Below are 22,987 nucleotides of genomic sequence, written 5' to 3'. Positions count from 1 at the left end.
CCCGGACCGCCGCGCGAGCCGCCGCGGGGCCCCCGCCGGGCGGCACGGACACGCTGCCGGCACCCGCGCCGGAGGGGAGGGCTCCGCCGTGGACATCGGGACCGGGGACGTACCCCATGGCCGGCGCACCGGCGCCGGCGGAGAAGCCGATACCGCGCTCCAGGCGGTCGAGCCGGGCCATCACGGACCGCTGGTCGCCGTAGGCGGCGGGGAGCAGGACGCGGGCGCAGATCAGTTCCAGCTGGAGGCGGGGCGAGGTGGCGCCGCGCATCTCGGTCAGGCCCTCGTTGACCAGGTCGGCGGCGCGGCTCAGCTCGGCGGCGCCGAAGGTCTCGGCCTGGGCCTGCAGCCGCTCCAGGACATCGGCCGGGGCGTCGAGGAGCCCCTTCTCCACGGCGTCGGGCACGGCGGCGAGGATCACCAGGTCCCGCAGCCGCTCCAGCAGGTCGGCGACGAAGCGGCGCGGGTCGTTGCCCCCCTCGATGACCCGGTCGACCACCTCGAAGGCGGCGGCGCCGTCACCGGTGGCGAACGCCTCCACGACGGAGTCGAGCAGGGAGCCGTCGGTGTAGCCGAGGAGGGAGGTGGCCATGGCGTATGTCACACCGTCCTCGCCGGCGCCGGCGAGGAGCTGGTCCATGACGGACATGGAGTCACGCACGGAGCCGGCGCCCGCGCGCACGACGAGCGGCAGCACGCCGTCCTCGACCGGGATGTCCTCCTTCTGGCACACCTCGGCGAGGTAGTCCCGCAGGGTGCCGGGCGGCACCAGCCGGAACGGGTAGTGATGGGTCCGCGACCGGATGGTCCCGATGACCTTCTCGGGCTCGGTGGTCGCGAAGATGAACTTCAGGTGCTCGGGCGGCTCCTCGACGACCTTCAGCAGCGCGTTGAAGCCGGCCGACGTGACCATGTGGGCCTCGTCGATGATGTAGATCTTGTACCGGCTGCTCGCGGGACCGAAGAAGGCCTTCTCGCGCAGCTCACGGGCGTCGTCCACACCACCGTGAGAGGCCGCGTCGATCTCGATGACGTCGATCGATCCGGGTCCGTTGCGCGCGAGGTCGCGGCAGGACTGGCACTCCCCGCAGGGGGTCGGGGTGGGGCCTTGCTCACAGTTCAGGCAACGGGCCAGGATGCGCGCGCTGGTCGTCTTGCCGCATCCGCGCGGACCGCTGAACAGGTACGCGTGATTGACCCGGTTGTTCCGCAGCGCCTGCTGCAGCGGGTCGGTGACATGCTCCTGCCCGATGACCTCGGCAAAGGTCTCCGGGCGATAGCGGCGGTACAGCGCGAGAGACGACACGCATACGAGGTTAATGGCGCCCACTGACAACCGGCCCCGCCCCGGACGCGCACCCCCGGGCCCCGGAACGCAAGGGCCCCCCACGCACCCGCCAGAGCCGACCTACCCTTGCTGCCTTCCGGCCCTGGGGGAGTTCAGTCAGATAGCGCCGCGTGAGGGGCTGTGCCCCACAGTACCCGATGGCGGGCGGCGGTCTGTACCCGGCCGGGGCGCCCGACCCCACCCGGGGACGGCCTGCGGGAACGAGTTCGCGAGCACTCCCCTCGGTCATGTAATGTTTCCGGCGGAGGATTCGCCTAGAGGCCTAGGGCGCACGCTTGGAAAGCGTGTTGGGGGCAACCCCTCACGAGTTCGAATCTCGTATCCTCCGCCAGCCCAGAGGGCCGGACCACGTCAGGTGGTCCGGCCCTTTGGCGTATCCGGTCTGTGTCGCTTCCCTGGCCGGCCACCGGATGCGGCTTCTGGGGCGGAAGGGCACTGTGGTGACTGAGGTTCTTCGCTGGAGGTGAGGGCGTTGGGGCGTTCGTTCAGCGTGGTGGCCGCCGCCGCGGCTCTGCTGGTCCCCGTCGTCTCGGCAGGCGGTACGGCGACCGCGGCGCAGGCGCGGGTGCCGGCCTCCGCTCCGGCGAGCCCGTGCGCGTACCGGGACGCGTATCCCCCGGGGGGCGGCACCGACCTGGGCGGCACGCCCCGACGGTTCACGTACGCGGGCACCCCGTACGCCGGGGCCCGCTTCGACGGGTGCGCGGACACGCTGAGGCTGTACTACGGCGGCTACTCCGGCCCCCGCTACTCCTACTACGAGGTCCGGTACACGTATCCGTCTCAGCCCGGCTGGTACAGCTGGCAGCTGCGCATCGGCGAGTACCGCGTCGCCACGGTGGACGCGCCCGCGCGCGGGGACTGGAACTTCAAGGTCAGGGCGTGTGCCGGTGCCGTCGACGAGGCGGGGCCCGGCAGCTGCACCGCCTGGTCCCCGCAGCTCTTCCTGCACGCCGTCTGACCCCGCCGGCCCGCTACCGGGTCACCCGCACCGGTGCCGACACCGTCACCTGGTCCAGGTCAGACACACGGACCGTCGCCTTCATCGTCCAGGTGCCCGGGAGGGGCAGGGTGAAGGCGGGGGTGGACCAGTAGCCGCCGCGGTCGGTGAGCCTGGTGTCCAGCGGTCCCAGGCGCTGTGCCGGGAGCGTGAGGGTGACGCGGAGCTCGGGCACCGTGGCGAGGCCGCCGTCGGGGCCGTAGATCACCGCCTGGAGGGAGTTGGTGCCGACGCGGCCGGGGTCCAGGGTGATCTGGATTTTGCCGCGGCCGCCGGGGGCGCCGGTGTCGAAGGGGATCGTGGTGACCGAGGCCGTGTCGACGCCCGTCGCCGCCGACGGCGTGGCCGAGGCGGACTCCATGGCCGCGCGGCCCGGGACCGTGCTGGTCAGGAGGGTGGTCAGGGCCAGGACCAGCGCGGCGGCCACCGCCTCCACGAGGACCGAGCGGCGCAGGAGACGGAGGGACGGGGCCACGGGCGGCTCCGGGGGGAGTTCGGGCAGCGGGGGGCCCGTGGCCGGCTCGGGGACGCGGACACGGACGGCGGCACCCGCGGGGCGGGCCAGCCGGGCCGTCCAGGTGCGGGAGCAGGCCGCCGCGAGGAGCAGTGCGGTGACCGCCGCCAGCTTCGCCAGGAGCGTGCGGCCGTACGTGGTGTCCGTGAGCGCCTGCCAGGAGCCCAGGCCCCGCCAGGACTGGTAGACGCCGGTCACGACCAGGACCACCACGGACGTGAACGCCAGACGGGAGAAGCGGGCCGGGACCGAGGCCGGCAGGGCGGCAGCCGCTTCCGGGGCGCGCCGCAGCGTCCACAGGAGCGCCGCCAGGCCGCCGAGCCAGGCCGCCATGGCCAGCAGGTGCAGGGTGGACGAGGCGATCGCCGCCGGGACCTGGATGCCGGCCGAGGCGTGGTCGGACGCCGACCAGGTCAGCGCCAGGGCGACGGCGAGGGCCGTGGCCGCGGCGAGGCCGGCGCGGCGCGGGAGCCTGACCCGGCGGGTGCCGAGGAGGGTCGCGGCGGCCCCGGCCAGGAGCAGCAGCGCCAGGCGGAGGAGCAGGAGCCGGCCGGGGCGGGTCGTCGCCGTGTGGGTGAGGGCGGAGACGGAGAAGGCGGTCGTCGGGGAGGCGGCCTCCTCGTAGGGGGCTCGCAGGAGGTACCCGGCGAGGGTGGAGACCAGGAGCGTGACCGCGGCGGCCAGGGCGGGGGTGCGCAGGTGGGCCGTCGTCGGCGGACGGCAGTAGGCCACGAACGCGGCCGTGCCGAGGAGGAGGGCCAGGGAGAGGTAGGCGAGGTAGCGCGCGATGGTGTGCAGGGCCGTGGTGGCCCGGTTCTCCGTGCGGTCCTGGGAGAGGGCCGCCGGTGCCGCCGTGCGTTTCCCGACCGAGAAGGTGAGGGCGCCGGACACCGGGTGGCTGTCGGCCGACACCACCCGCCAGGCAACCGTGTACGTCCCGGTGACGAGCCGGGCGGGCAGCGCGATCCGCGCGGTGTCGGAGCGGCCGGCGGCGTGGCCGGCGGGACCGGTGCGGACGCGGCGGTTGTCGGGGTCGTAGACCCGGAAGGAGTCGGTCAGCAGGCCGACCGACTCGGTGAAGGTGAGGGTGACGTGGCGGGGGGCGGAGCGCAGGACGGTCCCGTCGGCGGGGTCCGTCGCGCGCAGGACGGCGTGGGCGGAGGCGGGCGTCGCCGCGACGAGGAGGAGGGCGGGCAGGAGAGCGGGGAGGAGCAGGGCGAGCAGGAACGTGCCGGCCGAGCGCCGCGCCGGGCCGCGCCCTCCGCACGGCCGGCGGTCGCTGTTCCGGGCTCGCTCACGGTCTGTGCCGTGGGCTCCGTCGTTGTCCGCGTCGCGCAGCACCGTCAGCCTCCGTTCCCGCCGTGCCCCGTGCCTCCCTCTAGGTACGGGGGGAACGGGCCGCGTGCTCACCAGGCCGGACGGGTCGTCAGTGCGCCGTCCCTCACCGGTCCCGGGCGGAGGCGGCCGCCGCCGGCGTGCGATCAGCTCGTCGGGGGCCGTTCCGGGGGGAAGACCGCCTCCCGCTCCAGGAAGGCGAGTTGCGCGTGCTTCTCCGGCAGGTACACGTCGGGCAGGTCTACCTCGGGCAGGACGACGGCGGGGCCGCGCGCGAAGCCCTGGCGTTCGAAGCGGGCGATGGCCTTGGCGTTGCGCACGTCCGGGTCGACCACGACCCGGTGGCGGTCCAGGACCCGCAGCACGTAGGTCGTGATCGCCGTCAGCAGGGCGGACGTCCAGCCGGGGCGCGGGCCGTCGGGGCCCGCCGGGGCGAGGAGGAGGTGGACGCCGACGTCGCCGGGGCGGACGTCGTAGCACGCGCCGACCCGGTCGGCGGACGGCTCGTACGTCTGGAGGAGCGCGGCCGGTGCACGGTCCACGGTGACCAGGTGGGCGTGGTGGGTGTCGAGCGTGTCCATGTGGGCGTAGATCTCGGCGACCTGGGTCCGGGTCAGGCCGTTCATGCCCCAGAACGCGGCGCGTTCGTCGCTGACCCAGGCGTGGACCAGGTCCGTGTCGCCCTCCGGGTCCAGGGGGCGGATGCGGACGGTGCCGTAGCCGTCGACGTGCTGGACGTGCAGGTCGGTCATCGGATTCCTCGTTGTCCTCGTTCTCTTCGGTCTGCTCGGTTCCCCGGTGCCCTCGTTGTCGTCCACGGGGTCCACGGGGTCGGGGGTGAGCCGGGTCCAGTCGGTGACCACCGGGACCAGTTCTCCCTCGAGCCACAGGGGGAGTTGGTCGCGGTGGTGGGCGGCGCCGGGTACTCCGTCGGCGCCGAAGGGGACCACCCAGCGGCTGTTGGCGCGGTCGGCCAGATCCCAGACGTAGCGGGCGGCCGGGCCGCGGGCGGCGCGGTCGGTGAGACCGGGGACGGCGGAGGTGCACAGCACGCAGTCGTGGTCGCCGGCGAGACCGGGTCCGTCCGTGCCGCCGGGGTCCGGGACCGGCGGGAGCGCCGTCCAGGGGGCCAGGCGGTGGGTGGCCGACCAGGGGCCGGACGGGGGCGCGGCGGCGACCTCCTCCAGGGCGGCACGGACCGCTGCCGCGCGGTCGATGCCGTACAGGTCCTCGGCGCGCAGGAGGTGTTCGAGGGCGTGGCCGACGCGCGGGACGAGGGCCAGCCAGGGAAGCAGGACGTCCGGGTAGGCCGGGGGCTCGGTGAGCGGGGCGAGGACCGGATGGGCGGCGAGCCGGCGCACGAGCGCGCCGCGCACCGCCGCGTACGCCGCCGCGTCCGTGCTGTCCGCCGCCATCCGGCGGTCCCAGGCGAGCAGGCGGTCCCGGAGGGCGGACGCGGCCGGGCCGAGGCCGGTGAGGGCGGCGAGGCGGTCCAGGAGGGCCGCGGCGGAGCCGAGGTGGGTGTCGGTGTGGACCGCGGGCATGCCGTCGGCCGTCCAGATGGGGCGCGCGTCGAGCAGGGCGCGGATGCGGGCGGCGCGGTGGGGTGGGGCGAACTCGACGCCGAGGGGGGCGGCGAGGCCGCGGGCGTTGGCCATCACCGCGATCCCGTTCTCGGTGGCCGGGCGGGCGTACGGCGTCTCGTGCACGCCCTGCCAGGCGTGGCCGGGTTCCCAGGCGGGGACCGGGCGCAGGCGGTTGGCCTCGGCGCGGAGGGGGACGTGACCGGCGACGCGGTGCAGGGTGCCTCCCGTCGTGTCGGCGGCCTGGACGACGTTGACCGGCTCGGCCCAGGCGTCCAGGGCGGCGTCGACGTCGGCGACCGTGCGGGCGCGCAGGAGGGGGAGGAGGGCGCTGAACCCGAGGTCCTCGGTCACGCGGGGTGGGTAGCGCAGGGCGAGCGCCTCGGCCGCGCCGTCGGCCGGATCCTCGCTCCGGCCCGCACCACCGGTGCGGGCCGCGCCGCCGGGTGCGGGTGGCCCGAGCGGTGCGTCCCCGCCGTCGGCGGCCCCGCCCGCGCGCGCGGCGATCGCCTCCAGTCCCTCCGGTCCCCCGGCTATCACCGGGCCCCGGGGGGTCTCGATGACCTCCGTCTCGACGGGGGGTTCGCCCGCGATGTGGATGGTTTCGGTGTGGCGGGTGACGCGGTGCCAGGTGCCGTCCGGGCCCAGGGCCTCGACGCCGGCGCCGGTGCGGCGGAGCCGCTCGCGGTAGAGGTCCTGGTAGTCGGCCATGGCGTTGGTGATGGCCCAGGCGACCGTGCCGGTGTGGCCGAAGTGGGCGATGCCGGGGACGCCGGGCACGGCCAGGCCGACGACGTCGAACTCGGGACAGCAGAGGTGGATCTGCTGGTAGACACCGGGGTCCTCGATGAAACGGTGCGGGTCGCCGGCGATCAGGGCGTGCCCCGTCTGCGTGCGCTCGCCGGTGACCAGCCAGCCGTTGCTGCCCGCCGTACCGGGCCCGTCGGTGGCGAACAGGCCGACCGCCTCGGGGCCGAGGTGCCGTATCGCCTGCTCGCGCCAGAGCTTGGCCGGGAAGCCCGCGAAGAGGATGTGCGTGCCGAGCCAGACACCGAGGGGCGTCCAGGGCTGCCAGCGGCCGGGGGTCAGACCGGTGCGGGCGAACTCGGGGGCGCGGCCGGCTCCGGCGGGCAGCCCCTCGTTGACCCCGTCGACGTACGCCCGCACCCAGTCGGCCGTCTCCGGGTCCCGGCGTTCCAGCGCGGCGTAGCAGCGGCGGGCGGTGTCGTCGAGCCGGGCCCGGCGGGCGAAGACGTCCCAGGAGAGCGCCTCGGCACCGAGGAAGGAGGCGGAGCTGCCCTGGGCCCGGTGGCGTTCGGTCTCCAGCTGCCAGGCCCGGTCGTGGGCGGTGACCCGGCCCTGGGCACGGGCGAGTTCACGGGCGCTGGACGCGCGCAGATGGGGGATGCCCCAGGCGTCGCGGTAGGTCTCGATGGTCACCCGGGAATTCCCCCTGCGCTCTGAGTTTTAGGTTAGCCTTGCCTAAGTTTCTGTGGCGGAAGCGTACGCGAACGGTGGAGGGGTCATGGGGCAGGGGCGGGGTTGGGAAGGCGCGGTCCTCAGACTGCTGCGCGCCAAGGACTTCGTACTGACCGTTCTCGACACGGAGGACGTCACCCCGCACTACCGGCGGCTCCGGCTGAGCGACGGCGGGCTGCTCGCCGAGACCGGCGTCCACCCCACCCTGTGGGTACGGCTGTGGTTCTCCGCCGGCGGCCGGCCCCACCAGCGCGCCTACACCCTCGTCGACCCCGACCCCGCCGCCGGCACCTTCGGCCTGGAGTTCGCCCTGCACGAGGGCACGGCCTCCGACTGGGCGCGGGCCGCGCGGCCCGGCGACACGATCGAGGCCACCGTCCAGGGCACCGGTTTCAGGGACCCCGAACCGGCGCCCTCCCACATCGCCGCGATCGGCGACCCGGCCTCGCTGCCCGCGCTCAACTCCCTGCTCGGGGCGCTGGGTGCGGCCCCGGCCACCGTCTGGTTCGAGGGGGACCCGGCGGGGCTGCCCTGCCGGACCGTGCCCGGCCGGCACGAGATGCGGGCGGTTCCCCGCCGCGACGCGGGCGCCCACCTGGTCCAGCGGGTCCGCGCCGAGCTGCCCGCCGTACTGGCCGGCACACCGCACCCGTACGTCTGGATCGCCTGCGACACGGCGACCACCCGCACGCTCGCGGCGTACGCCCGCAAGGACCTCGGCGTGCCGAAGCACCGCGTGCACGCCCTCGGGTACTGGCGGGCGGAGTGAGCGACGACGGACGCGCCGGGAGCGGCCGGCAACGGCCGGCCGCCCGGCGGGCGGAGCCGTCCCGCGCGCGGGACCATCGACGCATGGACGTCACCCTGCACCTCGCCCAGGACCCCGCGGCCGACGCGCTGCTCGGGCGTTCCGCGCTCGCCGCGCTGACCGGGATGCTGCTGGACCAGCAGATCCCCATGGAGTGGGCGTTCAAGGGACCCCGCACCATCGCCGACCGGCTCGGCACGGACGACCTGGACGCGCACGAGATCGCGGCGATGGATCCGGAGGCCTTCGCCGCGCTGCTCTCCGAGAAGCCCGCGGTGCACCGCTACCCGGGCTCGATGGCGAAGCGGATCCAGCAGCTGTGCCAGTACCTCGTCGAGCACTACGACGGGGACGCGGAGGCGGTCTGGCGGGAGGTGGACAGCGGGGCCGAACTGCTGCGGCGGCTGGAGGACCTGCCGGGGTTCGGCAAGCAGAAGGCGCAGATCTTCCTGGCCCTGCTCGGCAAACGGCTCGGCGTCGCACCCGAGGGCTGGCGGGAGGCCGCGGGAGCCTACGGCGAACCGGAGTCCTTCCGGTCCGTCGCCGACATCACCGGCCCCGAGTCCCTGGCCAAGGTCCGCGCCCACAAACAGGAGATGAAGGCGGCGGCGAAGGCGGCCAAGGCGGCGAAGAGGTGACGTAGGGACACCGGCGGGCCGTCACCTCCGGGCCCGAGCCGCCAGGAAGGAGGACCCGCGGAACGGGACCCGGCCACGGTCCGCCCCGGCCCGGAGCGTTCGGCCGGCCGCGCACCCGGGAACGGCCGGATCCCCACGCCCCGGGAACGGCCGGGAGCCACCCCGCCCCCGCCGGCCACCGCGCCATCCCCATCACCCGTTCGGCCCACCCCGCTGGCCGCCGCCGTCCGGCCGGTCTCAGCATGGGGCATGAGCGAGGTACCGAGCAGCGGTCCTGAGCGGGACCGGGCGTACGACGACCGGCATGTTCACGCGGGGGCGTCAGCGGGCGGGCATCCCGCGGCGGCGCCGCCCGGCACTCACCATGAGCCGGAGCCGCCGTTCGAAGGCCCCCTGCACGCCCTGTCCCGGGCCGCCTGGCAGGTCGTCCTGCTCACCGGGATCGGTTCCCTGGTGCTGGGCGTCCTGGTGCTGATCTGGCCGGGCGCCTCCCTGCTGGCCGCCGGTGTGCTGTTCGGCCTCTACCTGGTGTACAGCGGGGTCCTCCAGCTGGTGTCCGCGTTCGGCACGCACCGGGCGACCTCGCTGCGCGTGCTCGCCTTCATCAGCGGCGCGCTGTCCATCCTGCTCGGCCTGTTCTGCTTCCGCGGGCCCATGCAGTCGATCCTGCTGCTCGCCCTGTGGATCGGCATCGGCTGGGTGTTCCGCGGCATCACGCAGACCCTGGCCGCCGTGCACGACTCCCGGATGCCCGCCCGGGGCTGGCAGATCTTCCTCGGGATCCTGACCTTCGTCGCCGGGATCGTGCTCATCGACTCGCCGTTCGAGTCGGTCGCCGTGCTGACCCTCGTCGGCGGGATCTGGCTGGTCGCGGTGGGGATCGTGGAGATCGTGACCGCGTTCGGCATCCGCAGCCGGACCCGCCACGTCCCGCAGACGCTCTGACACCGCCACGGCCGGCGCCGTGCCCCCCCCACCCGTCCGGCGACCGCCACACCCGTCCCGGCGACCACCGCGCGCCCCCGCTCACGACCGCAGGGCCCCGCGCCACCGCCAACGCGCCCAGGACCGCCGTCGACCCCGCGTGCCGCATGTACTCCGTGCGGGTGGTTGTCGCCCCCGGCGTGCTGCGCCTTCCGCGTGCCGCGGGAAAAAAGCCGGCGTGAGCAGGAGCAGCAGCACGCCCCGGAGCCGTACCTGGCTACGCGTCCTCGTGCTGCTCCTCGCCCTGTGGGTCCCCGGCGCGCACGTGCCGGCCCAGGCGTTCACGGATCTCGCCGTGGCGGCCGAGACGGCCGAGCACGACGTCCTCGACACGCCGCTACGGCCGCCCGCCCGCGTGATCCACCGGGCCGACGCGCCCGAGCGCCTCGCTCCTCTCCCCGCCCCCGCGCCCGCCCGTCCGGCGGCCCCTGCGGGCCCCGCCGCGCCCCGGGCGCCGTACACCGCGCCCCTGCTGCGCACGGTGGTCCTGCGCTGCTGACAGACCCGCGTTCCCGCGAGGTCAGTCGGCTCGACGCAAGGAGCACCACAGCCATGCCCAAGGATCCCTACGCCGTCCTGCGCGCCCTGCTGCGCGCGGAGGCCCGGCGCGGTACGGCGCCGCGGCCGGACCAGCGGACACCGGAACCCCAGCGGTCGCCCGAGGAACGGGACCGCTGACCCGGCACCGGCGGGGGCGGCCTACCGCCTCCGCCGGGCGGTGCCGAAGAGGGAGCGGGTGATCTCGCGGCCGAGCTGGGTCCCGACCGAGCGGGCCAGCGACTTGAACATCCCGCTGCCGACGACCTGTTCGACCAGCGAGGGCTCCTCCCGGGTGGCGCGCTCGGCGGCCGGCTCCGGCGTCCGCGGCGCGGGCCTCGCGGCGCTCAGCCTCTCGTACGCCGACTCGCGGTCCACAGCCTGTGCATAACGGTCGTGGAGCGGGGACTCGCGGACCGCCCGGTCGAGTTCGGCGGGGTCCACCGGGCCCATCAGGGACTGCGGGGCGCGCAGCCGGGTGGCGGCGACCGGGGTCGGCGCGCCGGTCTCGCTGAGCACGGTCACCACGGCCTCGCCGGTGCCCAGCCCGGTGAGCAGTTCCTCCAGGTCGTACGCCGATCTCGGAAAGGTCTGCACGGTCGCCCTGAGGGCCTTCTGGTCGTCGGGGGTGAAGGCGCGCAGGGCGTGCTGGACACGGTTGCCGAGCTGGCCGAGGACGTCGCCGGGCACGTCCTTGGGGGTCTGGGTGACGAAGAAGACGCCGACGCCCTTGGACCGGATCAGGCGGACGGTCTGGGTGATCGACTCCAGGAACGCCCTGGACGCGTCGTCGAACAGCAGGTGCGCCTCGTCGAAGAAGAACACCAGCTTGGGCTTGTCGGCGTCGCCGATCTCGGGCAGGTCGTGGAAGAGGTCGGCGAGCAGCCACATCAGGAACGTCGAGAAGAGCAGCGGTTTGTCCTGCACCTGCGCGAGTTCGAGGACGGAGACGACGCCCCGCCCGTCCCGCGCCGTGCGCAGGAAGTCCGCCGTGTCGAACTCCGGCTCGCCGAAGAAGTCCGTCATGCCCTGCGCCTCGAAGGCCGTCAGGGAACGCAGGATCACCCCGGCCGTGGCACTGGACAGGCCGCCGATCTCCTTCAGCTCGGCCCTGCCCTCGTCGGAGGTGAGGAAGGCGACGACCGCCCGCAGGTCCTTGAGGTCGATCAGCTCCAGGCCCTTGGTGTCGGCGTAGTGGAAGATCAGGCCGAGGGACTGCTCCTGGGTCTGGTTCAGCCGGAGCACCTTGGCCAGCAGCACCGGGCCGAAGCTGGTGACGGTGGCCCGTACCGGGACGCCGTGGCCGAGGCCGCCGAGCGCGAAGAACTCCGCCGGGAAGCCGGCCGGGGTCCACTCCTGGCCCACGTCGGCGGACCGCTGCCGCACCCGCTGGTTCGGCTGCCCCGGCCGCGCGATGCCGGACAGGTCGCCCTTGATGTCCGCGAGGAACACGGGCACGCCCTGCGCCGACAGCTGCTCGGCGATCAGCTGGAGGGTCTTGGTCTTGCCGGTGCCGGTGGCGCCCGCGACCAGCCCGTGCCGGTTGAGCACGGGCAGCGGGATGCGGACCGGCGCGTCGGCGCGACACGCCCCGTCCCACAGAAGGGCGCCGAGATCGAGCGCGGGGCCCGTGAAGGCGTAACCGGAGGCGATCTTCCGGGCCTCCGCGGGCAGTGCGGGCACTCCCTGCGGGCCGGTGGGCGGCACGGTCTCGCTGTCACTCATCTCCGACCCCTGTCCCCGTAGTAACCCGTATGCCCGTTTTGATCCATCTTTTCAAGCCTCGCACTCCGCCGCCATGGCTGCGCCCGGAACGTCTTGACCGGTAGGCTTTCCGTGTGATCTTCAAGCGCATCGGAAACGGCCGGCCGTACCCCGACCACGGCCGGGAGAGCACCCGGCAGTGGGCGGACGTCGCGCCGCGCCCGGTCCGCCTCGATCAGCTCGTGACCACCAAGCAGCAGCTCGACCTCGAGACCCTGCTGGCGGAGGACTCGACGTTCTACGGCGACCTCTTCGCGCACGTCGTGAAGTGGCAGGGCGACCTCTACCTGGAGGACGGCCTGCACCGCGCGGTGCGCGCCGCCCTCCAGCAGCGCCAGGTGCTGCACGCGCGCGTGCTCGAACTGGACTGACCCGGCGCGACACGGTCGTTGGCCCTTTCGGGTTCCGCTGAGCGGCATCAACTGATCATCTGATAGGCATCGCCGCTCGGGCGCACTACGCTGCGCCCATGAGCATGCTGACTCCCCCCGGCATGGGCGGCCAGTACCGCATCACGGGGGACAAATACCCTCGGATGCGTCCGCCCCGGCGGCGCGGCAGGCTCGTGGCCGTCGTGGTGGCGTCCGTCGCCGCGCTCGGCCTGATCGGCTGGGGCACGCTCCAGCTCATCGACGTCTTCACCGGCGGCGGCGACAAGTACACGGCGAACGGTTCCACGACGGGCTGCCGGACCAAGGCCGCCGCGGCCCCGGCCGCCCAGGTGCACGCCCTGCCCAGGCCCGGCCAGATCACCGTGAACGTCTACAACGCGACCAAGCGGACCGGGCTCGCCAAGACCACCGCGGACGAGCTGAGGAAACGCGGCTTCAAGATCGGCGACGTGGGCAACGCCTCGAAGCAGTACGACAAGAAGGTCAAGGGCACCGGGATACTCCTCGGCTCCGCCGCCGCGCAGGACACCTCACTGCGCGTCCTCGGCACCCAGCTCGCCGGTGCGCAACTGCGCGCCGACACCCGCAAGGGGGCCGACCTCGACCTCGTCATCGGCGACGCCTTCAAGGGCCTGTCGAAGCCGGCGGACGCGGACCAGGCGCTGGCCGCCCTGACCGCGCCGAAGCCGGCGGCCTCCCCGAAGAAGGGCTGCTGAGGAGCGCCCCGGAAGGGGCGCGGGGAACCGCGCGACCGGCCACGACGCACCCGTGCCCGCGGACGGCGCCCAGGCGGGATCCCCCCTGGGCGCGGAGGACTACTCGGCGGCCCCGTACAGCCGGTCCCCGGCGTCGCCCAGTCCCGGCACGATGTACCCGAGCTCGTTGAGGTGGTCGTCGACCGCCGCCGTGACCACGGTGACCGGCGTCCCCGCCAGCTCCCGCTCCATGACCTCGACGCCCTCGGGGGCGGCCAGCAGGACCACCGCCGTGACGTCGTCGGCACCCCGCTTGATCAGTTCCTGGATCGCCGCGACCAGCGTGCCGCCCGTGGCCAGCATCGGGTCCAGGACGTAGACCTGGCGGCCCGACAGGTCCTCCGGCATGCGCGAGGCGTACGTGGACGCCTGCAGCGTCTCCTCGTTGCGGATCATGCCCAGGAAGCCCACCTCGGCGGTCGGCAGCAGCCGGACCATGCCGTCCAGCATGCCGAGGCCGGCCCGCAGGATCGGCACCACCAGCGGGCGGGGACGGGCGAGCTTGACGCCCGTGGTCGTCGCGACCGGCGTCTGGATGTCGACGGCCTCGGTGCGCACGTCCCGCGTGGCCTCGTAGGCGAGCAGGGTGACCAGTTCGTCGGCGAGCCGCCGGAAGGTCGCGGAGTCGGTGCGCTGGTCGCGCAGCGTGGTGAGCTTGTGGGCGACCAGGGGGTGGTCGACGACATGGAGACGCATGCCCCTAACGGTACCTGCGCCCCGGGCCGCCCTCGCGCTGGCGTCAAACAGGCCATCCGGGGGAAAGTGGGAGGGACGGACTGGGGTGGTGTGACGTGTCTGACCTGCCTGACCCGCTCGCGGACGCCTCCGGGCCCACCGGTGACACGGCCGGCCCCGGGGCGCGGTCCGCGCGCGATTCCGACAAGCCCGAGAGCGAGACCGAACGCCGGCGCCGCCGCGCGCAGTTCCTGCGCGATCTGGCCGAGGCGCGGGCCCTGCGCGCCCGGGTCCAGCCCCGGCGCGCCAAGGCCGCACGGCTGCGCCACGCGATGCGCATGCGCACGTTCCGCTGGTAGTTCCGGGGCCCGTTCCCGGGACGGATGATCCGTGCTCGCGCCGGTGCGGGGAGGTGGGCGTGCGTGAGCGCCGGGGAAAGCCGCGTACGATCCGCAGGTGGCGGCAATGAGCGAGCTGGTGAACCGATCACCGATCCACGATCGAAACAGCCAGACACAGGGAGCCGAAGACGTCCCCTGGAGGCCTTCTTTCTGCCACGATTCCGAGTGGGTGGGGCTCGGAGCCCAGCTCTCTCCGCCCAAGTACCTCCGCCGGGGGGACCCCCAACCGGCACGCCTATGACCAGTGGGAGAGTCACGGTGTACTTCGCCGCACTGCTCGCGCGCACCGAAGACGGGTGGGAAGCGAGCGACACAGAGCTCGACGATGTGGAGACCCTGTCGGATCTGGCCGACCTGGCCCGGGAAGCCTCTCCCGACGAGGACACGGTGCTCGTCCTGATCGAGCAGGAGGACGCCTGGTTCGGTGTCGTCCGCGTGGACGGCGAGGACGACCCTCGCATCTACGTCTCGGACGCCGCCGCCGCCCAGCGCAGCGCGTACGGGGAGCTGCTGCTCACCGACGAGCTGCTCGGCCGGGAGCCCGGCGCGGACGACGGACCGGACCTGGACTCCCTGGACCTCGACGGCACCGAGGACGGCGAGTCCGAGGACGACGAGGAGGAGGGTGCCGCCACCGACGCGGTGCCGCACAGCCCGGTGGGCGACAGCGAGATCCTCGACGACCTGGGCATCAGCGAGAAGGAACTGCGCGCCCTGGACGCCGACGACGCGCTGAACACGATCGCCGAGGCCCTGGGTGCCTCGGAGGTGCTGGAGACCGTCCGCTGACCGCACCGCAGCGAGCGCAGGACGGCACGCCGGACCCGGTGCGGGACCCCTGGCGGGCCGCGATGCGGCTCGCTCTGGACGAGGCCGGGCTGGCCGTCCGGGGCGGAGACGTCCCGGTCGGTGCCGTCGTGCTGTCCCCGGACGGTACGACGGTGCTCGGTGCCGGGCACAACGAGCGTGAGGCCACCGGTGATCCCACGGCCCACGCCGAGGTGCTCGCGATCCGGCGGGCGGCGGCCCGGATCGGGGAGTGGCGGCTGACCGGCTGCACGCTCGTCGTCACGCTGGAGCCGTGCACGATGTGCGCGGGCGCGCTCGTCCAGTCCCGGGTGGACCGGGTGGTCTACGGCGCCCGGGACGAGAAGGCGGGCGCGGCCGGCTCCCTGTGGGACGTGGTGCGCGACCGCCGGCTCAATCACCGGCCGGAGGTCATCGAGGGCGTGCTCGCGGCGGAGTGCGCCCGGCTCCTCACCGAGTTCTTCCGTGCCCGCTGAGCCGCCGCCGCATATCGATTTCGAACCACGGCCCCCCGTGCTGTAGGGTCTCCCTCGGTAGCGTGTCCGAGCGGCCGAAGGAGCTCGCCTCGAAAGCGAGTGTGGCGCAAGTCACCGAGGGTTCAAATCCCTCCGCTACCGCTCGTGGAAGGGCCCCGTCGACCGACGGGGCCCTTCGCGCGTTCCGGACGCAACGCGCGCGTGGCGGCGCGCTGTTGGTCACGGGGGAGGGCCCGAACGTTACACTCGCGGCCGGCAGGGAGCAGGGGCCCGACGGGCACTGGTACAGGGGAGGCCGCGGTGGCGGTGAACGCCAAGAAGATCGCCGTGTACGTGCTCGTGGTCTTCGCGCTGTACGTGATCATCACGGATCCGGCCAAGGCGGCCGACTACGTCCAGATAGGCTTCGAGGGCATATCGGACGCCGCGAAGGCCGTCGGCGACTTCATGACCTGGGTCGCCCACGGAGGAAAGAGCTGAGGTACACCCCATGATCCGCCACCTGGTCCTCTTCAAGCTCAACGAGGGTGTCCGGCGTGACGATCCGCGGGTCGTGGCGGGCGTGGAGGCCCTCCGGGCCCTCGGCGGCCGGATCGAGGAGCTGCGCTTCTGGGAGTGCGCCTGGAACATCAGCGACCGGCCGATCGCCTACGACTTCGCGATCAACTCGGCCGTCGAGGACGCCGAGGCCCTCAAGCGCTATCTGGAGCACCCGGCCCATCAGGCGGGCGTCGCGCTGTGGCGCGAGTTCGCCACCTGGGTGATCGCCGACTACGAGTTCTGAGCCCCGCGCCGACCTGAACCCCTCGCCGTTCCGGCGAGGGGTTTTCCGTGGTTGCGGCGAGGGTTTTTTCGTGCGATGCGTACCCAACTCGTCAGCGTTTGAACCACAACACGGGGTTACTGGGTGCTTGCACACAGTGCACATGTCTTGTGATGCTATGACCGCTTTTGACGGATGATTGACCGATGAAGAGGTGGCGTTGACCGTGTCGGCCAGTACTGCGCCGCCCCAGGAAGAGGCGCCCGCTCCGACCCCGGCGGCCCCCGAGAAGCGCCGCGGCGCGGACACCCGGGCCCTGACCCAGGTGCTCTTCGCCGAACTGAAGGACCTCACCCCCGGCACGCCGGAGCACAACCGGGTGCGCGGAGCGCTGATCGAGGCGAACCTCCCGCTCGTGCGCTACGCCGCCGCCCGTTTCCGCTCCCGCAACGAGCCCATGGAGGACGTCGTCCAGGTCGGCACCATCGGACTGATCAACGCCATCGACCGCTTCGACCCCGACCGGGGCGTGCAGTTCCCCACCTTCGCGATGCCCACCGTGGTCGGCGAGATCAAGCGGTACTTCCGGGACAACGTCCGCACGGTCCACGTCCCGCGCCGGCTGCACGAGCTGTGGGTGCAGGTCAACAGCGCCACCGAGGACCTGACCACGCTCCACGGCCGCTCGCCGTCCACCGCCGAGATCGCCGACCGGCTGCGCATCAGCGAGGACGAGGTGCTCAGCTGCATCGAGGCGGGACGCTCGTACCACGCCACCTCGCTGGAGGCCGCCCAGGAGGGCGACGGACTGCCCGGGCTGCTCGACCGGATCGGCTACGAGGACCCGGCCCTCGACGGCGTGGAACACCGCGACCTGGTCCGCCATCTCCTCGTCCAGCTCCCCGAGAGAGAACAGCGCATCCTTCTTCTGCGCTACTACAGCAATCTCACCCAGTCACAGATCAGCGCCGAACTCGGCGTCTCCCAGATGCATGTATCGCGCCTCCTCGCCCGTAGCTTCCAGCGGCTGCGTTCCGCAAATCGGATCGACGCTTAGCCGCAGCAGATGCCGAGGCGACGGATGCATGGCGGGCGCACGGAAGCACGCGCCCCGAACGCCACTGCATCGCAAACCTGATCGAGGAGTAACCGGCGCGAGCGAATCGCTCACCAGCGCTGTTGCCGACACTTCGGTGCCGAAAGGCCGTCAGACCCGTTGTTTCCAGGGCCGATTCGGTTCTCACATGTCGACATGTCGGTACAGCGCGTTGCCGACATGTGACATTCTGCGGGAAGCGCGTTTGCCGTGGCTCCGGCTCCGGTATTCAGGTGAAGGCTGCGTTGCTCGAAAGAGACGGCGCCGCCGCGACCGTCCCGCGACCCAAAGGGGGTGGCATGTCCGCAGACCAGGGCAGCTCGAAGGTGCTGACGCCCACGATGAGCGAGGCAGCGCCCAAGGAGCTCGACGCTCTCGACGTCCTCGACGGCTTCGAGGGTGTCACGGCCCTCGAAGCCGTGCCGTCCCCGGCCGCCGAACCGGCCGCCGAAGCTGTCCCGGCCGCGCAGGTCACGGCCACCATCGACACCCGCACCCTGTCCCGCTCGCTGTTCCTGCGCCTGGCCGCGCTGGACGAGAACAGCCCCGAGCGGGCGTACGTCCGGGACACCCTGATCGAGCTGAACCTGCCGCTGGTCCGCTACGCGGCGGCGCGGTTCCGCTCGCGCAACGAACCGATGGAGGACATCGTCCAGGTCGGCACCATCGGCCTGATCAAGGCGATCGACCGGTTCGACTGCGAACGGGGCGTGGAGTTCCCGACGTTCGCGATGCCGACGGTCGTGGGCGAGATCAAGCGGTTCTTCCGCGACACCTCCTGGTCGGTGCGCGTGCCGCGCCGGCTCCAGGAGCTGCGCCTGGCCCTCACCAAGGCCAGCGACGAGCTGTCCCAGAAGCTGGACCGCTCCCCCACGGTGACCGAGCTGGCGGCCGTCCTCGGTGTCTCCGAGGAGGACGTGGTCGACGGCCTCGCGGTCGGCAACGCCTACACCGCCTCCTCCCTCGACTCGCCGGCCCCCGAGGACGACGGCGGCGAGGGCTCGCTCGCCGACCGGCTCGGCTACGAGGACGCGGCCCTGGAGGGCGTGGAGTACCGGGAGTCCCTCAAGCCGCTGCTGGCCAAGCTCCCGCCCCGGGAGCGCCGGATCATCATGCTCCGCTTCTTCGCCAACATGACCCAGTCGCAGATCGGCGAGGAGGTCGGTATCTCCCAGATGCACGTCTCCCGCCTGCTGACCCGGACGCTGGCACAGCTGCGGGAGGGCCTGATCTCGGACTGACGCTTCCCGTGCGCGTCACGTCCGTTCCCACCTGACGAGGTGCCGGCCACCATGGCCGGACGCTTCGTACCGGGATGCCGCGTACGACGACATGGACGCGTGGCCGCCGAGGCGCCGTCACGGCAGCGTCGGCGGCCCTCGTCCGTCTGGGCGGGGTGCTCGCCGCGTGCGCGGGCGGTGGTCCGGGCGGCGGCTGCACCGCGGTCGGCGCGGGGCCGGGCGGCCCGCCGGCCGTGACGCCGTCCGGGTCGGTGGTCCTCGTGCCGCTCGACGGGCACAGGGGCCGCGGTGGACCCGGGAGCGCCCCGCGCGGGACCGGCCCCGCCGCGCGTACGGAGGGACCGGCCCCGTCCGGCGATCCGCGCTCCGCCCCGCCGGTGCCGACACCTGCCGGCACGGACAGCTGCGGCACCCACCGGCCCCGCGGCGGCCCGGACGGTCGTACGACTCCCCCGGCAGCCTCGCCGAGCCCGGCCGCCCCGAGCCGTACGACGGCACCCGCCACGCCCGCCGACCTCTCCTGGAGCGCACCGGTGACCGAGGACACCGGCGAGCGGTGGTGCCAGCGGGTGACCGTCGCCTTCCGCAACGCGGGCGGTACGGCGGTGCGTTCGGAGTCGGTGACGTTCGGGACGCACGTCATCGGCGCGCTCGGCGTCGACTGGGGCACGGTCGCGTCGACCGTGGAGCTGCCGGTGCCGGTCGCGCCGGGTGCGAGCGCGAACCCCACCTGGACGGTCTGCGTCGACGCCTGGCGCGTGCCGCTCGGCATGCACATCGAGACGCGGGACGTGTCCGTCCGGTGGGCGTGAGTCCTACCGCACGGCCAGGTAGGCGACGCCGGCCACGACCGCGAGTGCCACGATCACGCCGATGATCAGACCGACCCGGGGGCCGGATGAGGCCGCCTGCTGCCGCTCCGCCTGCGGGGCCTCGTCGACGAACGCGCGGAACATCTGGGTGCTGCCTGCCGGGTCGTAATTGCCCTGGGGGCCCTGGGTGTTAGCCATGGCCCGAGACCCTAGCGAATCCCGGTGACCGACCCAAGTGCGGGGCCACCGGGACAGACGGGGGCACGCCACCCTCAGTCACCTGCGTATTTACGTTCGCAATACTTGCCTTTGCCAAGTTTTTGCGTCAGCAGGCCCCTACTTGTTTGCCTTCAGCAACCAAGCAGTCCTATGGTTGCCCTAAGCAACGAATACGGGAGGTGTGATGGCCGAGCAGGCGCAGTTTGAAGAGCTGGCGCGTCAGCTCAGTGCCGTCGGAGCCGTGAAACGGGACATGGGGCGGATCCTGCCGCCCGACTGCCCGGCCGGGTCGGCCGCCGTGCTGACCCTGCTCGGCCGCCACGGCGACATGCGTATGAGCAAGCTCGCCGAGCTGCTGGCCGTGGACATGTCGGTCACCAGCCGTCATGTCGCACACGTCGCCGCACGCGGCTGGATCGAGCGGCACCCCGACCCCGCGGACAAGCGCTCGCGCATCCTGCGCCTGACGCCCGCGGGACTGGACCGGCTGGACGACCTGTCCCGGCGGACCACGCACCTGCTGGCCGAGCGGCTCGCGGACTGGACCGACGAGGACGTCGGCGAGCTGATCCGGCTGATGACGCGCCTGCGCGCGTCCTTCGGCGACTGCCGGTCCGCCCCGCTGCGGCTCCCCGCTCCCGTAGACGAAGAGACCACCCGTACACCCGCAAGCACGTAAGAAAAGGAAGCCCATGGCAACGACCACACCAGCCGGTGTGCGGGCTCACGCCAAGCACGGGGGAGGCTCCCACGGCGATGCCCCGATGACGCACCGGCAGATCATGGAGGCACTGTCCGGGCTGCTGCTCGGCATGTTCGTGGCGATCCTGTCGTCCACGATCGTCTCCAACGCCCTGCCGCACATCATCGGGGACCTCGGCGGCGGCCAGTCCGCCTACACCTGGGTGGTCACCGCCGCCCTGCTGTCGATGACCGCGGCCACTCCCCTGTGGGGCAAGCTCGCCGACCTGTACAGCAAGAAGGCTCTCGTCCAGATAGCCCTGATCATCTACGTGGTCGCCTCGATGGCGGCCGGCCTGTCGCAGAACCCCGGCATGCTCATCACCTTCCGGGTGTTCCAGGGCATCGGCGTCGGCGGTCTGTCCGCCCTGGCGCAGATCGTCATGGCGGCGATGATCTCCCCGCGCGAGCGCGGCCGGTACTCCGGCTACCTGGGTGCCACCTTCGCCGTGGCCACCGTCGGCGGCCCGCTGCTCGGCGGTGTCATCACCGACACCTCCTGGCTGGGCTGGCGCTGGTGCTTCTACGTCGGCGTCCCCTTCGCCGTCCTCGCCCTGATCGTGCTGCAGAAGACCCTGCACCTGCCCGTGGTCAAGCGGGAGGTCAAGGTCGACTGGGGCGGCGCGACGCTCATCTCCGCCGCCGTCTCCCTGCTGCTGGTCTGGGTCACCTTCGCCGGTGACAAGTACGACTGGGTGTCCTGGCAGACCTACGCGATGGTCGGCGGTTCGATCGTCCTCGGCGCGCTGTTCGTGCTCGTCGAGTCCAAGGCGAGCGAGCCGATCATCCCGCTGCGCCTGTTCAGGAACCGCACGATCACGCTGGCGTCGCTCGCCTCGCTGTTCGTCGGCATCGCGATGTTCTCCGGCACCGTCTTCTTCAGCCAGTACTTCCAGCTCGCCCGCGACAAGTCCCCGACCATGTCGGGCGTCCTGACCATCCCGATGATCGGCGGCCTGTTCGTCTCCTCGACCGTCTCGGGTCAGTTCATCACCCGCACCGGCCGCTGGAAGGCGTGGCTGGTCAGCGGTGGCGTCCTGGTCACGGCCGGCCTGCTGCTGCTCGGCGGCATCCGGTACGACACCGCCTACTGGAAGATGGCCGTCTTCATGGCGCTGCTGGGTCTCGGCATCGGCATGATGATGCAGAACCTGGTCCTCGCCACGCAGAACCAGGTCGCCCCGTCCGACCTCGGCTCGGCCAGCTCCACGGTCACCTTCTTCCGCTCCCTCGGTGGTGCGGTCGGCGTCTCCGCGCTGGGTGCCGTGATGTCCCGCCGGATCACCCACTACGTCCAGGACGGCATCGCCGACCTGAGCCCGAAGTACCAGAAGGCCCTGGCCGGCGGCTCCGGTTCGACCGACAGCATCCCGGACATGAACGCCCTGCCGAAGCCCATCCGGACGCTGCTGGAGAGCGCCTACGGCCACGGCATCGCCGACGTCTTCCTGATCGCCGGCTGCCTCGCCGCCGTCGCCTTCCTGATCACGCTGTTCATCAAGGAGGTTCCGCTGAAGACCAAGGGCGCGCTCGCCCAGGCCGCCGAGGGCGAGGCCCCCGTGACCGACCCGGCCGCCGCGCCGGCCGTCGCCGAGGCCCAGGCCCCGGCCGCCGCACCGGTCCCGGCCGCGGTCGCCGCCACCACCGGCACCGCCTCCGACGGCACGGCCACCGCCACCCGGCCGATGGCGGCCGTCGCCACGGTCGCCGAGCCCGGCGGCTCCGGCGGCACCCCGGTGCACGGCTTCGTCCGCGGCGCCGAGAGCGCCCCGGTCCCGCAGGCCGCGGTCACCCTGATCTCGCTGTCCGGCCGCCAGCTGGGCCGCGCGGTCGCCCAGGCCGACGGCTCCTACGCCCTCGACGCCCCGGGCACCGGCAGCTACGTCCTGATCGCCTCCGCCGACGGCTACCAGCCGCAGGCCTCCACCGTCGTGGTGGGCGAGGAACCGCTGGCGTACGACATCCTGCTCAGCGGCACCAGCGGGCTGACCGGTGTGGTCCGGGCCGCCGGGAGCGCGCTGCCGGTCAAGGACGCCATGGTGATCGTCACCGATGTACGCGGTGACCTGCTGGCCACCGCCGCCACCGGCGAGCAGGGCGACTTCGCCCTCACCGACCTGGTGCCCGGCACCGTGACCGTCGCCGTCAACGCGAGCGGGTTCCGGCCGCGCGCCCTGCCGGTCGAGGTCGGCGCCACCGGCGTCACGCGGATCGAGGTCGACCTGGACGCCGGCGCCCGCCTCCAGGGTGTCGTCCGGGCCCCGCACGGCCCGCTGGCCGACGCCCGGGTCACCCTGGTCGACCAGGCCGGCAACGTGGTAGGCACCGCCACCACCGGCACGGACGGGGCGTACGCCTTCACCGACCTGGACAGCGGCGAGTACACCGTCATCGCGACGGGCTACCCGCCGGTCGCCACGGCCCTGACCGTCTCCGGCACCGGAGTCGACGGCCACGACATCGAACTCGCCCACCCCGGCGAGTAGTTCACCCCGGCCCGGGGGGGGGGGGGGGGCGGGGGGGGGGGGGGGCCCCCCCCGCGGGGGGGGGGGGGGGCCGGGGTTTTTGGTTTTTTTGTGGGGAAAGGCGGGGGGGGGGGGGCGGGGGTGACCGAGCGGG

Annotated in this window: 24 protein-coding genes, 2 tRNA genes and 1 other RNA gene; 20 read left to right on the top strand and 7 right to left on the bottom strand. The window is 73.1% G+C overall.

Going from position 1 to position 22,987, the window contains the following annotated elements; translation table 11 throughout:
- Positions 1-1,306: DNA polymerase III subunit gamma and tau (locus ABZV94_RS30785; protein ID WP_356346138.1), on the bottom strand; the 1,306-nt coding region annotated here is incomplete at its 3' end.
- A gap of 68 nt (positions 1,307-1,374) precedes the next feature.
- An RNA gene (ffs, locus tag ABZV94_RS30780) (signal recognition particle sRNA small type) lies at positions 1,375-1,471 on the bottom strand.
- A 120-nt stretch (positions 1,472-1,591) separates the two neighbouring features.
- Between ffs and ABZV94_RS30775 the strand changes: the two genes are divergently transcribed.
- A tRNA-Ser gene (locus ABZV94_RS30775) sits at positions 1,592-1,679 on the top strand.
- Between the two features lie 141 nt (positions 1,680-1,820).
- Entirely contained in the window at positions 1,821-2,309 is a 489-nt protein-coding gene (locus ABZV94_RS30770) for a hypothetical protein (RefSeq protein WP_356346137.1), read from the top strand.
- Positions 2,310-2,322: 13 nt separating this feature from the next.
- On the opposite strand, the gene ABZV94_RS30765 is transcribed toward ABZV94_RS30770, so the two are convergent.
- Together ABZV94_RS30765 and ABZV94_RS30760 are read right to left on the bottom strand one after the other, a co-directional pair.
- Entirely contained in the window at positions 2,323-4,077 is a 1,755-nt protein-coding gene (locus tag ABZV94_RS30765; RefSeq protein ID WP_356346146.1) for a copper resistance protein CopC, read from the bottom strand.
- Between the two features lie 266 nt (positions 4,078-4,343).
- Positions 4,344-7,220 carry a GNAT family N-acetyltransferase gene (locus ABZV94_RS30760; protein WP_356346134.1) on the bottom strand — a complete coding sequence of 959 codons (2,877 nt, stop codon included), beginning with the start codon at positions 7,218-7,220 and terminating at the stop codon, positions 4,344-4,346.
- Positions 7,221-7,305: 85 nt separating this feature from the next.
- Here ABZV94_RS30760 and ABZV94_RS30755 point away from each other — a divergent pair, with 85 nt between their 5' ends.
- The 5 genes from ABZV94_RS30755 to ABZV94_RS30735 all read left to right on the top strand — a co-directional run bounded on the left by ABZV94_RS30755 (position 7,306) and on the right by ABZV94_RS30735 (position 10,367).
- Complete coding sequence (locus ABZV94_RS30755) at positions 7,306-8,028, top strand: siderophore-interacting protein (RefSeq protein WP_356346132.1); 723 nt, start codon at positions 7,306-7,308, stop codon at positions 8,026-8,028.
- Between the two features lie 83 nt (positions 8,029-8,111).
- Positions 8,112-8,705: an HhH-GPD-type base excision DNA repair protein gene (locus ABZV94_RS30750; protein WP_356346129.1), complete on the top strand. Its 594-nt coding sequence runs from the start codon at positions 8,112-8,114 to the stop codon at positions 8,703-8,705.
- 249 nt (positions 8,706-8,954) lie between these two features.
- Positions 8,955-9,650: an HdeD family acid-resistance protein gene (locus tag ABZV94_RS30745; protein ID WP_356346127.1), complete on the top strand. Its 696-nt coding sequence runs from the start codon at positions 8,955-8,957 to the stop codon at positions 9,648-9,650.
- A gap of 217 nt (positions 9,651-9,867) precedes the next feature.
- Positions 9,868-10,188 carry a hypothetical protein gene (locus ABZV94_RS30740; protein ID WP_356346123.1) on the top strand — a complete coding sequence of 107 codons (321 nt, stop codon included), beginning with the start codon at positions 9,868-9,870 and terminating at the stop codon, positions 10,186-10,188.
- A gap of 53 nt (positions 10,189-10,241) precedes the next feature.
- A complete protein-coding gene (locus ABZV94_RS30735) occupies positions 10,242-10,367 on the top strand; it encodes a hypothetical protein (protein WP_014673632.1) in 126 nt (41 codons plus the stop codon).
- A 21-nt stretch (positions 10,368-10,388) separates the two neighbouring features.
- Here the strand turns inward: ABZV94_RS30735 and ABZV94_RS30730 are convergent, their stop codons facing one another.
- Positions 10,389-11,951 carry a helicase HerA-like domain-containing protein gene (locus ABZV94_RS30730; protein ID WP_356346120.1) on the bottom strand — a complete coding sequence of 521 codons (1,563 nt, stop codon included), beginning with the start codon at positions 11,949-11,951 and terminating at the stop codon, positions 10,389-10,391.
- Positions 11,952-12,064: 113 nt separating this feature from the next.
- On the opposite strand from ABZV94_RS30730, the gene ABZV94_RS30725 reads away from it, so the two are divergent.
- Both ABZV94_RS30725 and ABZV94_RS30720 read left to right on the top strand, forming a co-directional pair.
- Positions 12,065-12,361, top strand: a complete 297-nt coding sequence (locus tag ABZV94_RS30725) for a type II toxin-antitoxin system VapB family antitoxin (protein WP_004943146.1) — start codon at positions 12,065-12,067, stop codon at positions 12,359-12,361.
- A 98-nt stretch (positions 12,362-12,459) separates the two neighbouring features.
- Complete coding sequence (locus ABZV94_RS30720; protein ID WP_356346118.1) at positions 12,460-13,098, top strand: LytR C-terminal domain-containing protein; 639 nt, start codon at positions 12,460-12,462, stop codon at positions 13,096-13,098.
- A 99-nt stretch (positions 13,099-13,197) separates the two neighbouring features.
- On the opposite strand, the gene upp is transcribed toward ABZV94_RS30720, so the two are convergent.
- On the bottom strand, positions 13,198-13,833 hold the full coding sequence (gene upp / locus ABZV94_RS30715; protein ID WP_356346115.1) for a uracil phosphoribosyltransferase: 636 nt from the start codon (positions 13,831-13,833) through the stop codon (positions 13,198-13,200).
- Positions 13,834-13,928: 95 nt separating this feature from the next.
- Between upp and ABZV94_RS30710 the strand changes: the two genes are divergently transcribed.
- From ABZV94_RS30710 to ABZV94_RS30670, 9 genes are all read left to right on the top strand, one after another.
- On the top strand, positions 13,929-14,171 hold the full coding sequence (locus ABZV94_RS30710; protein WP_356346113.1) for a hypothetical protein: 243 nt from the start codon (positions 13,929-13,931) through the stop codon (positions 14,169-14,171).
- 300 nt (positions 14,172-14,471) lie between these two features.
- The gene (locus ABZV94_RS30705; protein ID WP_132785103.1) at positions 14,472-15,002 is read left to right on the top strand and encodes a hypothetical protein; all 531 of its coding nucleotides are present in this window, start codon (positions 14,472-14,474) and stop codon (positions 15,000-15,002) included.
- Between the two features lie 62 nt (positions 15,003-15,064).
- The gene (gene tadA / locus ABZV94_RS30700; protein WP_356346143.1) at positions 15,065-15,496 is read left to right on the top strand and encodes a tRNA adenosine(34) deaminase TadA; all 432 of its coding nucleotides are present in this window, start codon (positions 15,065-15,067) and stop codon (positions 15,494-15,496) included.
- Between the two features lie 56 nt (positions 15,497-15,552).
- Positions 15,553-15,637, top strand: a tRNA-Ser gene (locus ABZV94_RS30695).
- 159 nt (positions 15,638-15,796) lie between these two features.
- Positions 15,797-15,976, top strand: coding sequence for a hypothetical protein (locus ABZV94_RS30690; RefSeq protein ID WP_014673639.1), 180 nt, complete (start codon positions 15,797-15,799; stop codon positions 15,974-15,976).
- Positions 15,977-15,986: 10 nt separating this feature from the next.
- Entirely contained in the window at positions 15,987-16,280 is a 294-nt protein-coding gene (locus tag ABZV94_RS30685) for a Dabb family protein (RefSeq protein WP_356346110.1), read from the top strand.
- Positions 16,281-16,479: 199 nt separating this feature from the next.
- Entirely contained in the window at positions 16,480-17,316 is an 837-nt protein-coding gene (locus ABZV94_RS30680; protein WP_356346141.1) for an RNA polymerase sigma factor SigF, read from the top strand.
- A 338-nt stretch (positions 17,317-17,654) separates the two neighbouring features.
- A complete protein-coding gene (locus tag ABZV94_RS30675; protein ID WP_356346108.1) occupies positions 17,655-18,596 on the top strand; it encodes an RNA polymerase sigma factor SigF in 942 nt (313 codons plus the stop codon).
- Between the two features lie 377 nt (positions 18,597-18,973).
- A complete protein-coding gene (locus ABZV94_RS30670; protein WP_356346105.1) occupies positions 18,974-19,408 on the top strand; it encodes a hypothetical protein in 435 nt (144 codons plus the stop codon).
- A gap of 3 nt (positions 19,409-19,411) precedes the next feature.
- Here the strand turns inward: ABZV94_RS30670 and ABZV94_RS30665 are convergent, their stop codons facing one another.
- Positions 19,412-19,606 carry a hypothetical protein gene (locus ABZV94_RS30665; RefSeq protein ID WP_356346102.1) on the bottom strand — a complete coding sequence of 65 codons (195 nt, stop codon included), beginning with the start codon at positions 19,604-19,606 and terminating at the stop codon, positions 19,412-19,414.
- 205 nt (positions 19,607-19,811) lie between these two features.
- On the opposite strand from ABZV94_RS30665, the gene ABZV94_RS30660 reads away from it, so the two are divergent.
- Positions 19,812-20,306: a MarR family transcriptional regulator gene (locus ABZV94_RS30660; protein ID WP_356346100.1), complete on the top strand. Its 495-nt coding sequence runs from the start codon at positions 19,812-19,814 to the stop codon at positions 20,304-20,306.
- A 13-nt stretch (positions 20,307-20,319) separates the two neighbouring features.
- A complete protein-coding gene (locus ABZV94_RS30655; protein ID WP_356346098.1) occupies positions 20,320-22,854 on the top strand; it encodes an MFS transporter in 2,535 nt (844 codons plus the stop codon).
- Positions 22,855-22,987 lie beyond the last annotated feature (133 nt).

This window comes from Streptomyces sp. NPDC004658 (assembly GCF_040609555.1).
Lineage (GTDB): Bacteria > Actinomycetota > Actinomycetes > Streptomycetales > Streptomycetaceae > Streptomyces.
Note: the sequence above shows the minus strand (reverse complement) of the source record. Positions and strands in the feature narration are given on the sequence as shown.